12 protein-coding genes are annotated in these 11,514 nt (G+C 44.2%); 1 reads left to right on the plus strand and 11 read right to left on the minus strand.

Annotation, left to right across the window (positions count from 1 at the left end; genetic code table 11):
- Positions 1 to 63: 63 nt before the first annotated feature.
- Complete coding sequence (locus tag I3248_RS11485) at positions 64 to 891, plus strand: oleate hydratase (protein ID WP_346268430.1); 828 nt, start codon at positions 64 to 66, stop codon at positions 889 to 891.
- Between the two features lie 131 nt (positions 892 to 1,022).
- On the opposite strand, the gene I3248_RS11490 is transcribed toward I3248_RS11485, so the two are convergent.
- The 11 genes from I3248_RS11490 to ribE form a co-directional block, all read right to left on the minus strand.
- Positions 1,023 to 1,238, minus strand: coding sequence for a hypothetical protein (locus I3248_RS11490; protein ID WP_198337103.1), 216 nt, complete (start codon positions 1,236 to 1,238; stop codon positions 1,023 to 1,025).
- A 288-nt stretch (positions 1,239 to 1,526) separates the two neighbouring features.
- Positions 1,527 to 1,940, minus strand: a complete 414-nt coding sequence (locus I3248_RS11495) for an organic hydroperoxide resistance protein (RefSeq protein WP_198337104.1) — start codon at positions 1,938 to 1,940, stop codon at positions 1,527 to 1,529.
- A gap of 29 nt (positions 1,941 to 1,969) precedes the next feature.
- A complete protein-coding gene (locus I3248_RS11500; RefSeq protein ID WP_198337105.1) occupies positions 1,970 to 2,287 on the minus strand; it encodes a hypothetical protein in 318 nt (105 codons plus the stop codon).
- Positions 2,288 to 2,454: 167 nt separating this feature from the next.
- Positions 2,455 to 3,620, minus strand: a protein-coding gene (locus I3248_RS11505; RefSeq protein WP_238063881.1) for an IS3 family transposase whose coding sequence is annotated in 2 segments (ribosomal slippage) — positions 2,455 to 3,365 and positions 3,365 to 3,620 — 1,167 coding nt in all. Because the reading frame shifts where the segments join, the coding sequence is not laid out codon by codon here.
- 52 nt (positions 3,621 to 3,672) lie between these two features.
- Positions 3,673 to 4,434 (minus strand): TnsA endonuclease N-terminal domain-containing protein, encoded by a 762-nt coding sequence (locus tag I3248_RS11510; protein ID WP_238063883.1) that lies wholly within the window; start codon positions 4,432 to 4,434, stop codon positions 3,673 to 3,675.
- Between the two features lie 148 nt (positions 4,435 to 4,582).
- Positions 4,583 to 6,460, minus strand: coding sequence for a glutamine--fructose-6-phosphate transaminase (isomerizing) (gene glmS, locus I3248_RS11515; RefSeq protein ID WP_238063885.1), 1,878 nt, complete (start codon positions 6,458 to 6,460; stop codon positions 4,583 to 4,585).
- Positions 6,461 to 6,623: 163 nt separating this feature from the next.
- A complete protein-coding gene (gene glmU, locus I3248_RS11520) occupies positions 6,624 to 7,988 on the minus strand; it encodes a bifunctional UDP-N-acetylglucosamine diphosphorylase/glucosamine-1-phosphate N-acetyltransferase GlmU (protein ID WP_238063887.1) in 1,365 nt (454 codons plus the stop codon).
- Between the two features lie 138 nt (positions 7,989 to 8,126).
- Complete coding sequence (locus tag I3248_RS11525; protein WP_025646789.1) at positions 8,127 to 8,705, minus strand: phosphatidylglycerophosphatase A; 579 nt, start codon at positions 8,703 to 8,705, stop codon at positions 8,127 to 8,129.
- 3 nt (positions 8,706 to 8,708) lie between these two features.
- Complete coding sequence (gene thiL / locus I3248_RS11530; RefSeq protein ID WP_238063888.1) at positions 8,709 to 9,725, minus strand: thiamine-phosphate kinase; 1,017 nt, start codon at positions 9,723 to 9,725, stop codon at positions 8,709 to 8,711.
- 2 nt (positions 9,726 to 9,727) lie between these two features.
- Positions 9,728 to 10,615 (minus strand): transcription antitermination factor NusB, encoded by an 888-nt coding sequence (gene nusB, locus I3248_RS11535; protein ID WP_238063889.1) that lies wholly within the window; start codon positions 10,613 to 10,615, stop codon positions 9,728 to 9,730.
- A gap of 295 nt (positions 10,616 to 10,910) precedes the next feature.
- Complete coding sequence (gene ribE / locus I3248_RS11540; RefSeq protein ID WP_025646786.1) at positions 10,911 to 11,441, minus strand: 6,7-dimethyl-8-ribityllumazine synthase; 531 nt, start codon at positions 11,439 to 11,441, stop codon at positions 10,911 to 10,913.
- Positions 11,442 to 11,514: the final 73 nt, after the last annotated feature.

The raw sequence follows: 11,514 nt of genomic DNA on the forward strand, positions 1-11,514 counted from the left end.
TATTTTAGCAGTTATTCTCTATTTTTAAGTGTTCTTATTTATCGGGGGGATTACCAATCCAGCATTTTTGGTCATCCTGAAAAATTCAATGGTAATGTGAATGAGTCTGCATGGATGTCAGCGACCCTTACCTGTAAGCCTTCTGCATTGGTAAATAAGGTTAAAGAGCTATCTGTTAATGATCCTTACTCAGGTAAAACAGCCACAGGTGGTATCGTCACCTTTACCGATTCTAATTGGGTAATGAGCTTTACTTGTAATCGTCAGCCACATTTCCCGAACCAACCAGAGGATACTTTAGTGCTTTGGGTATATAGTTTGCTGATGGATAAAGACGGCAATTATAGTAAGAAACCAATGCCAAAATGTACAGGTAATGAGATTTTAGCAGAGCTTTGCCATCACCTTGGTATTATCGATGAGTTAGATAGCGTAGTTGACAATACCATTGTTAGATCTACCTATATGCCATATATTACCTCACAGTTTATGGCACGTGCGCAGGGCGACCGTCCTGAAATTGTACCACAAGGCTGTACTAATCTAGGCTTAGTAGGACAATTTGTCGAAACTAGAAACGATGTAGTATTCACCGTCGAAAGCTCTGTTCGTACGGCTAGAGTCGCGGTATATAGCCTACTGAATATCAAAAAACAGGTACCTGATATAGATCCATCGCAATATGACATTCGTCACCTATTACGAGCGGCAAATACGCTAAATGATGGTAAAGGATTTATTGGAGAAGGCTTATTACGTAAGCTATTAAAAGATACCTACTATGAGCATATCTTGCCACCTACCCATCTAGATAGTAAGGAAGAAACGAAGCGTAATGACTCCGTTTTCTCAGAGTATTGGGAGTCTATTAAAAGTATTTGGCATAAATAAGCTGCTGTAGATTGCAACGCTTGTGGTGGCTTAAATTCTCAGTTACCATAAGGTATTGAAGGTGATAAATGAAATTCTAGTAGTTATCTATTACTATGATGATTTCTTTATCACTTTTTTTGTGCCTAGCTCTATTTCTCGCCTCTAATACGATTGAATAACCAACCTGCCAACGGAAAAGATGCCATCTGGGTTAGGGGTACAAGTATTATAGTTTCTATCAGTACAACCACTGGAAAGCTCAAATCCTTAGTAATCGGCTTTAATACACTCAACACGATTAACAGCGTAGGGAAAAGACCTATATAGCCAATCAATATCTGTCTGAGTCTGTTTTTGATTTTCATAATCTTGCAACATCTGAATTAGGAAAGATTTTAGGTTTCTGAGAGTTAAAAAATAATTGCTTACTTTTTATAATAAGGATAATCAAGATAGCTAATTAGGGTCTGCTCTATTGAGTGGACAATTATCAGATATACCTCCAAATATAAGAAGAGCAGAAATATTTTAAGGTATAAAAAATTGCTTGACCCTGTAGATTAGTCAAGCAATTATAAAATTTATAATTATAATTATAATTATAATTATAATTATTTTTTATTATTATTATTTTTTATAATTACCACTGCTTTTTAAGCCACAGTAACATGCAGGCGTACATCAACATTACCACGAGTTGCATTTGAATACGGACAAACTTGATGAGCGGATTCGATTAGAGTTTGCGCTTGTGACTCGTCAATACCAGACACTTCAATAAATAAATCTATATCTAAATTATAGCTGTTATCAGCGTTCATACCAATACCAACTTGAGCAGAAGTTTTTGACCCAGTTATTGGTAGTTTCATTTGCTGTGCTGTCATATCCAGAGCATTATCAAAGCACGCAGCGTAGCCCATCGCAAACAGCTGTTCTGGATTCACACCTTCTTTATCTTGCTCTTGAAAAGACACCAAATCAAAACCTAAAGAACCATCATCAAGACCTGTATGTCCAGAACGGCCGCCAGTTGCTGTTGCGCGAGTTTTATAAAAAATTTTCATTATATATTCCTTGTTTGAATGTCTCAGCTCTAATAAACATTATTGACATCAGATGACTTGGTGCTTGCTTGCTGTAGGTTTATTCTTGCAGGATTAGGCAAAGTATTTATAAAACCCTTATTCCAAGGCCACTGGTTACTATGTAGCTTAAACAACACCTCTGAAACCGCATTTCTAATAGTCACCTCACAAATATGTAGGCAAGGTAAAAAAGCGCCTGATACATTTGCATTCCATAGATACAATTCTAAAGCGCTATCTAGGTCAGAAACTTCTTTTTCGTAAGTAGATAGTCTGGGTGAAGATAGCGTACTTTTTACCCTTTCACCGTTAACAGTTGAATTCATACCTACAAAGCCTTATAATTAAATTGTGAGCTAGGGGTATCGTAGGTTAACACCTCCCCCCTAGACAGATGCGAAAACCCTGCCCTTGTGCAGGGTTTTCTTTTTTAACTTTATCAAATATTGACCCCTGCCGTCAAATCCGTATACATAAACTTGGGAGATTTTAATTACGCAGCCTGACGATAATAGTCAAACCACACCTGTCTTGGCGATTTATAGCCCAAGCCTTTTTGAATCCTAGTCTGGTTGTAGTACAGCTCAATATATCCAATGATATCTCTGATGGCTACAAACCTTGTTTTATAGTCTTGGTGATATACTAATTCATTCTTCAATACGCCCCAGAAGCTTTCTATTGGAGCGTTATCAAAGCAGTTGCCACGACCACTCATCGAGCCTATAAAATGGTGCTGTTTAATGATCTTGTGGTAGGCATGGCTGCAATACTGGCTGCCTCTGTCAGAGTGAACGATTAGCCCTTTGTTTGGACGTTTATTCCTGATGGCCATGTTCAATGCGCGACAGACCAAATCTGCGGTCATGCGTTTGTTGATCGCATAGCCGACCAGCTCTTTGGTATATAAGTCTTTGACTCCCGCTAAATACAACCAGCCCTCATGTGTCCAGATATAAGTAATATCGCTTACCCATACTTCATTAGGACGGTTTGCATCAAACTTCTGATCCAGCACGTTTGGATAAACCAGCTTGTTATGATCGGAGTCAGTGGTGACTTTAAAGCGCTTATGACGACGACATTTAATGCCGTGTTCCTCTTTGATGCTTCTTACCATATATAGGCTAATGTCATGCCCTTGCTCGCTTAGATGAGCATGCAGTCGATCTACGCCATAGCACTGCTTGGTCTGAGTATGAGCGGCTTTAACCAGTAACTCGCACTGATTACGATGTACCTGCTGACAGCTGATATGACGACCTAGCCAGTCATAGTAGCTTGAGGGTTTAACCTGTAGTACGCGGCACATGCTACTAATGCTAAAGACTTGCTGATTGTCTTTAATAAAGGCGTACTTCACTAACTGTGCTTGGCAAAGTACGCCGTCGCCTTTTTTAAGATCTCGCGCTCCTCTTCAGCCACTTTAAGCTGCCGCTTGAGCTGCTTTATTTCCTGAAGAGCCGTCATAAGATCAGGATCGTATTGTTCAGTGCCCACAAGCTTGCCCTGATTGGCTTTATTCTGCCAGTTAGATAAGGTTTGCATGGCGATCCCGAGCTGCTTTGCAGTAGCTGAAATATTGCCATTATTATCCGCTATCTTCTTGACAGCTTCTGCTTTAAATTCTGTGCTGTAAGTTCTAACTTTCTTGGTCATGGTAAACTCCTCGTTGAGTCGTTAGTTTACCAAGTTTACTTGTACGGTTTCTTCAGCATAGCTCAATATCACTACACTTCAATTGTTTGAAACTAATAAGAATATCAAAGGTAAAAAATCTAAGTGCTAATAGTTTCCTAACCTCGTTTAAAGAAGCTCCTAATTCACCAAAGTAAGCGCTATCAATATCTTGACATAAGTTTATAAGGGTCTTTGAAGGAGCTTTACTGAACTGAGCAACGTAAAAGGCTAACTTTTCTTCAATATTAAAAGTAATTTCACTATTTGACTCTGGGTATAGCCACTTTATGTTATTTTGGATATCCATAGGAATATCTTTCTCAGTAATTATTTGCCAAGGTATACCTTTGGATTGCCAGTAATGACGTTCAATTTCCAGCTTTTCTATAGTTCGAATATCATCTAAATCTTTTGAGTACTTAGCTTGTAATACGAATTGGCTATAGTTTTCATTGGAACTGACTACATAAAAGTCTGATGTCATTATGTGTATATCGCCTCTAACGCTCGGATGCTTAACTTGCTTTTCTTCTGCAATGATAAGGGTATCGTCGTAATTGAGAGGAAATTGCTCTCTAATATCAAGAACTGTGGGGCTCCATTCAAGAAACAAAAATGTAGCTAGTTCTAAGTCTGAGAGTAAATGATGAGTTCGTTTTGTTTTATGACCGAAAACTCTATGAGAGCGACCTGATGAAGATATGTCAGAGATTTTTATCCAAGGCTTATAGTCGGCGAGCTCACCTTGACCTCTACCTTCTTTAAGCCATTTTTCTTGTTTTTTTGAGAGCATAAAAAACCCCTGCTAATATTGATTTAACAATAGCAGGGGTAAACGTCATAATCAATAGTATGATACTTTATTACTCAGTATGATACTTTATTACTCAGTATGATACTTTATTACTCGCGCACAATTACTTTAAAATCAATAATTTATATTATTCGACTGTGACGCTCTTGGCCAAGTTGCGTGGCTGATCGACATCGGTTCCGCGCATCACTGCTACGTGATAGGACAGTAGCTGCACGGGTACGCTGTAGACGATTGGCGCAAGATCTTCGCAAACATCAGGTATATAAACGACATGCAGACGATCTTCTGCCACCATCTTGCTGGATTCACCAGCGAAGACAAACAGCTCACCGTGGCGCGCGTGCACCTCTTGCATATTAGCTTTGAGCTTATCGAACATACTGTCCTTAGGCGCGAGCACGACGATAGGCATGTCCTTATCGACTAGCGCTAATGGCCCATGTTTTAGCTCACCTGCCGCGTAGCCTTCTGCGTGAATGTAGGAGATTTCTTTGAGCTTAAGCGCGCCCTCAAGCGCAATTGGGAATTGTAAGCCGCGACCTAAGAACAGACAGCTTTTCTTATTCTCGAATTTTTCGCTCATTGCTTGGATATCGCCATCAAGATGGAGGCTAGCGTACAACTGACTAGGCAGCTTATGCAGTCCAGCGAGTAGAGTCGTTAAGCGCTCATCGTCCAAACGCGATTGAGTGACGCCGATCTTTAGTACCAGTAGCATCAGCGCCACTAACTGAGTGGTAAAGGCTTTGGTCGAAGCAACGCCAATCTCAGGGCCAGCATGAGTTGGCAGATAAATATCGGTTTCACGCACTAGTGAGGAAGTCGGTACGTTACATAGAGCTAAGCTGACAAGGCCAGTAGGCGCTTGCTTTTGGGTGTCGCGTAGCGCCGATAGCGTATCTGCCGTCTCACCTGATTGCGAGATGCAAACGACTAAAGAGTTATTAATGACGACCGGATTGCGATAGCGGAACTCGCTCGCCACTTCGACTGAGCAGGGTAGACGCGTTAAATTCTCAAACCAATATTTGGCCACCATACCGGCGTGATAGCTAGTACCACAAGCGATCACTTGAATGTGGCGAATACCAGCAAGCTTAGATTCATGACGCTGTAAAAAGTCGGCTTTTAGTTGGTAGCTGTTTTTAGCGTCGTCATCTATCTGCTCATTTGAGACAGTGCTCTCTAGTGCCATCTCAAGCGTGCGAGATACCGCATCTGGCTGCTCGTAAATCTCTTTGAGCATATAGTGCTTAAACTCGCCTTTATCGGCGTTGTGCTGCTGCGCGTCAATCTCATTGATCTTACGACTGACCTCTACGCCATCGGCATAAACGCTAACCTTGTCGCGCGTGATTTTAGCGATATCGCCTTCTTCTAGGTACATAAAGCGATTAGTCACAGGTAGTAGCGCCAACTGATCTGAGGCAATAAAGTTCTCGCCGATACCGACACCGATGACCAGTGGCGAGCCAAGTCGTACCGCAATTAGCTCATCTGGGCAGTCGACATGGACAATACCCAAAGCAAAAGCGCCATGTAGCTTTGGTATAACAGCGCGAACCGCTGCTAGTAAGTCGTTATCTTGGCTATATAAGTCATTGATAAGATGTGCGACCACTTCGGTATCAGTCTGCGAGGTAAACTCGTAACCTTTCGCGATGAGCTCTTCTTTGAGCTCGCTATAGTTCTCAACGATACCATTATGGACGACAGCGATTTTACCTGAGATATGCGGATGCGCGTTACGCTGCGCAGGCTCACCATGGGTCGCCCAGCGGGTATGAGCGATACCGATATGACCATCGAAAAACTGCGGATTGACCGCTACAGCATTGACCAGTTCTTGCACTTTGCCCACTTGGCGCTCACGATGTAGCTCATTATTACGAATCACCGTGAGACCCGCAGAATCATAGCCTCTGTATTCTAGGCGTTTGAGTCCTTCGAGTAAGATATTAGCGATATTACGCTCAGCGACCGCGCCGACTATTCCGCACATAGTGATTCCTTAAATTCGATGTTTTAGAGTGACAATATTTGTAATTTCGATAGCTATTTTGATAAATTTGTTTGGAGCCATATAGCAGTAAGCAGCACCACTAGTGTTGTCGCGCTGCTTATTTCTGACTGCAGTGTGTAGCAAGCCAACTACTGAGCTACTGCTATTTTTTGGTCGGACGTTGAAAATTGTCCTTTTGTACTTGGCGGCCTCGGCCGAGTGCTAGTGCATTGGCATCGACATCTTTTGTGATGACTGAACCTGCTGCCACTGTTGCGGTATCACCGATGGTCACAGGTGCTACTAAGCTTGAGTTGGAGCCGATAAAAGCGTTGTCCTCAATGATAGTCTGCGATTTGTTAACGCCGTCATAGTTACAAGTAATGGTGCCTGCACCGACATTGACGTCCGTGCCGATAGTGGTATCACCGATATAGCTTAGATGATTGACCTTACTGCCTTGGCCGACGACGGACTTTTTAATCTCAACGAAATTACCGATTTTGCTGTGGTCGGATAGTACAGTGTTAGGACGTAGGTGGGCGAAAGGACCGACATCCACGCCTGCACCGATATTTGCTTGATCGATGACGCAGTTTGGCTTGATATAGCAAGCATTACCGATTTGTGAGTTTTTGATCACATTGCCCGCTTCGATGTAGACGTTATCACCGAGTACGCAGTCGCCTTCGAATACCACATTGACATCGACAAACACATCTTGCCCTGCGCTGAGGCTACCACGAATATCGACACGAGTAGGATCAGCAAACTGCACGCCCGCGACTTGCAGATCGTGCACCAGCTTATTTTGCCATGAGCGCTCTAAGCTTGCGAGCTGCTGACGGTTATTGACGCCTTCGATCTCAAAGGCATGCTCCGGCTCGATAGCAGCAATAGCGATACCATCAGCGACTGCCATTTTGACAATATCGGTTAAATAATACTCATTTTGCGCATTGTCATTTGACAACTTAGGCAGGTATTTATGCAGTAGGGCATTATCGACACAATAAATACCGCTATTGATCTCAGTGATTTGCTGCTCTGCGTCACTGGCATCTTTTTGTTCGACGATGGCTTCGATATTGCCATTCGCGTCGCGCTTGATTCGGCCAAGGCCAAACGGATTATCAACGGTTAGTGTCAACATCGACATACCATCAGTATTAGCGGATTGCAGTGCGCTTAATGTCTGACGACTTACTAGGGGCACATCGCCATATAAGATTAGGCTTTGACCAGTTTGTGGTAGTTTCTCCAAAGCGACTTTGACCGCGTGCCCCGTCCCTAGCTGCTCTGTCTGCTCTACCCAAGCCAGATTATAAGCGCGCATCGCTTCTTGAACTTGCTCCCCGCCAAAGCCATAGACGACGATAGTCTCATCCACTGTCAAATGATGACAAGTATCTAATACATGACTCAATAAGGGCTTGCCAGCAAGGGTTTGCAGTACTTTAGGTTTAGCCGACTGCATACGCGTGCCTTTGCCGGCAGCGAGGATAATCACAGAAAGAGAAGAGGTCATAATAGCTCGATAGTTGTAACAAAATATATTGAAATTATAGCCTAAAGCCAAACAAAAATCATATAGGCTTTGTATGGATTTGGCTGCACTCTTTGTAAAAAGTCTCGTCTTATATCGAAGCTATCGAAGCTATCGAAGCTATAGCAGCATACCCGCCATAACTATCAGCCAAACTACAGCGGCCATGATACCGGCGATAATGTCGTCGAGCATAATACCTAAGCCGCCAGCGACTTTTTTATCTGCCCAGCCAATCGGCGGCGGCTTGATAATGTCAAAGAAGCGAAACAGAATAAAGGCAATAATGAGCGCAAAGATAGCGATAGGCTGGCTAATATCTGACCAAAAGCTAGTGGTACTGACGCCTAAATAAGAGAAGGGCAGTAAGGTAATCCAAATACCTGCCCATTCATCCCAAACGATATGCGGATCATCATGGACACCCATCAGCTCTGAGCTGCGATCACAGATCCAAACGCCAATGACACAAGACAAAAGGGTAATAATCAAAAAGGCAGTAAAGCCTAAGCTTAATAAAGGAATAGCGACAATCAGTCCACCAACCGTGCCCCAAGTGCCAGGTGCGCGGCGCGGCAGGCCGCTGCCTAAACCTAATCCTAGCCAATACACAATAGTATCGAGGGTACTTGCACCCGCTGGCAGGGGCGGGCAGTCATTGGCTTTACTAATATCAGGTTTATGCAGGTCGTCAGTCATGGGCTAACCTATAAAATGTTGATAACCCGTAAATGAGGGTAGCGTAGTAAAAGGAGCGGGATGCTCTTTGGTAACGGCTTGTCCATTATAAAACAGCCGTGGGCGCGGCTCTTGTAGCGCCGAATCGGTCGCCGCGACTTCACCGATACAAGTGATTTGCGTGTTAGTCAATTGGCTAGCAGGCAGCTCGACATCAGCAGGCAAAGTAAAAGCCAGCTCGTAGTCATCGCCGCCGGTTAACTGACACAATAAGCGTTCAGCTTCATCTACCTGTAACAAGGGCTGGCTCGTCGGCAGCTTTTCTATATCGATACGCATGGTGACGCCGCTTTGCTGACAGATATGCGAGAGGTCCTGATACAGGCCATCGGAGATATCTATCATCGATGTAGCGTCAGTCTTTGCAAGCGATGCGCCAAGCTGAATGCGCGGTGTCGGCATATGTAACCTGTGCGCTAACTGTCGCCCCGTCTCACTATCAGGATGATTGAGTGCATAAGCAGCATCACCAAGGGTGCCTGAAACATAGACCTTGTCACCTGCTTTTGCGCCTGAGCGGTAGACAGCGTTCGTATTGGCAGCCAATAACCCTTGCGCGTTAACGCTTAACACTAAAGTATCATTGCGCGTGGTATCGCCGCCGATTAAGGTCACGCCAAATAATTGGCAGGCGTGATGCAGGCCTTTAGCAAAGCCGCTTAGCCACTGCTCATTTGCTAAGCGCTCAGGTAGCGCTAAGGCTAATAAAATACTGTGCGGCGTCGCCCCCATAGCAGCGATATCTGAGACATTGACTGCGACGGCTTTATAGCCAATCTGAAAAGCCAGCTCATTAACCTCATCCCAATCCGCGCTAAAGTGGCGGCCTTGCACCAAAGTATCGATACAACTGACCAAGCGCGCGCCTGTTGGCAGACTCATTACCGCAGCATCGTCACCGATGGCTTTTTCTATACCAGCAGAAGGCTGCTCATCTTGCAGAGTGCTAAATATACGCTCAATCAGCTCAAACTCAGTCATGGCTAGTCTTTATCATTGGTAACAGTATTATCGGTATCAGTGTTTTTTGCGTTGCTATCATCTACGCTATCAGCAGTTGCTGGCGCGGCAGCTGCATTTTTAATCGCTTGCTTGGTGGCGGTACTGGATTTATTCGGGCGGTCGCGCTTAACGTTGGTTTTATTAGCGCTGATACGCGGCTTATTAGAAGCGGTAGGCTTATCGGCAGGACTTGTAGCTGACTCGGTATTGGTAGTCGCTTGCGACACGGCTTGCGGCTGAGCGGCAGCTTTTTGCGAAGTACGTTTATTGGCTTTAGTATCAGCATCAACCTCAAGCGCGCGTAATTCAATCGCGAGTCTATCGAGTACCGCATTGATCAATTTGTGCGCGTCAGTTGCACCGAAGTGATTATTGAGCTTCATTGCTTCATCAAGCACCACTTTATAGGGAATCTCAAGACGGTTTTGCAGCTCATAAGCACCAATCAACAAAATCGCGTGCTCAACAGTATCGAGCTGTTCGACTTTGCGGTCAAGGTGTTGCTCAATTAAAGCGTCCAGCGCTTCGATTTGCTCTGGGATATCGCGCATCATTTCGTGATAGTAGCCAATGTGTACGGTGTGCATAGCGTTCGTGGCACGGGTGCGCGCGGCGATATCGTGAGGGGCGTTGTCTTTCCAGCCAAGCTTATCTGTGGTCTCAAAACGGCGATCGGTCACCAGCCACTCATACAAGCCTTGCATCGCAAAGCGGCGCGCCTTACGTACGGCAGTATGGGTCGTCTTATAAGTCGACTCACTCATATCGAAGTTTTGTTCCTCACTGCTAGCACCCGCTTTATCAGTAGGCTTGCTAGTAGTTTTTGCCGTCTTTGCTTCATGGATAGCGCGTTTGAGTTGGTCAGTCATGAAAAATACCTAAGGTTTAAACAAAAAGTTTAACTAAGTGAATAAATAGCCAATAAAATGTTAAATAGTAGTCGATTGGCAACTTTGCCAGTCCGTTGTGGCGCTTAAGCGCCATGATTTTTGACCATAGCGCCTATTAAAAGTGTTTGTAAAAGTACTTATTGAAAACTTGAAACGTTATTCTTGGTTTAGCATGAGCTTTTAAAACCCGCATTCGAGGCAGTCTTTGTCATGTCAACCTAATCATAAAAAGCTCTACGTAAAGAGCCGTATGATAATACTTTATCTTTTAAACCTAAGCATCATCACTAGTATCATAGTCATCATCAACGTCTAGCTGCGAGAGTACCGCTAGCATCTCCAGCACCACCATAGCGGCTTCTGAGCCTTTATTACCAGCTTTCGTGCCAGCGCGCTCAATCGCCTGCTCGATGCTGTCGGTGGTCAGTACGCCATTAGCAACAGGAATATTATAATCGATTGCAACGCTGCTTAAGCCTTTAGCAGACTCGCTCGCCACAAAATCAAAGTGCGGGGTGCTGCCACGGATGATCGCGCCTAAAGCAATAATGGCGTCAAAACGATCCGACTCTGCAGCGCGCTGGGCAACCAAAGGCAGCTCAAAAGCACCAGGGACGCGAACGACAGTGATGTTGCTACCAAGTACGCCATGACGTAGAAGTGCATCGATCGCGCCATCGACTAAGGATTCAACGACGAAGCCATTAAAACGACCGACGACGATACCGATACGCGCGTCTTCATTCTGATGCAAATTACCATCGATATGCGTCACATCATTGCGCTGCTGCTGTAAATTTGACATAAAAATATCCTTTGATTTTATTAGGGCGTGTTGAACATTCGACCATGGCACTGACAGCGACTATTTTTTAGGC

The organism is Psychrobacter sp. Ps3 (assembly GCF_022129275.1).
Lineage (GTDB): Bacteria > Pseudomonadota > Gammaproteobacteria > Pseudomonadales > Moraxellaceae > Psychrobacter > Psychrobacter submarinus.

Coding starts and splice junctions, on each gene's coding strand:
- I3248_RS11490 (WP_198337103.1), bottom strand. CDS start 1,238: ATGAAAATCAAAAACAGACTCAGACAGATATTGATTGGCTATATAGGT.
- I3248_RS11495 (WP_198337104.1), bottom strand. CDS start 1,940: ATGAAAATTTTTTATAAAACTCGCGCAACAGCAACTGGCGGCCGTTCT.
- I3248_RS11500 (WP_198337105.1), bottom strand. CDS start 2,287: ATGAATTCAACTGTTAACGGTGAAAGGGTAAAAAGTACGCTATCTTCA.
- I3248_RS11510 (WP_238063883.1), bottom strand. CDS start 4,434: ATGCTCTCAAAAAAACAAGAAAAATGGCTTAAAGAAGGTAGAGGTCAA.
- glmS (WP_238063885.1), bottom strand. CDS start 6,460: ATGTGCGGAATAGTCGGCGCGGTCGCTGAGCGTAATATCGCTAATATC.
- glmU (WP_238063887.1), bottom strand. CDS start 7,988: ATGACCTCTTCTCTTTCTGTGATTATCCTCGCTGCCGGCAAAGGCACG.
- I3248_RS11525 (WP_025646789.1), bottom strand. CDS start 8,705: ATGACTGACGACCTGCATAAACCTGATATTAGTAAAGCCAATGACTGC.
- thiL (WP_238063888.1), bottom strand. CDS start 9,725: ATGACTGAGTTTGAGCTGATTGAGCGTATATTTAGCACTCTGCAAGAT.
- nusB (WP_238063889.1), bottom strand. CDS start 10,615: ATGACTGACCAACTCAAACGCGCTATCCATGAAGCAAAGACGGCAAAA.
- ribE (WP_025646786.1), bottom strand. CDS start 11,441: ATGTCAAATTTACAGCAGCAGCGCAATGATGTGACGCATATCGATGGT.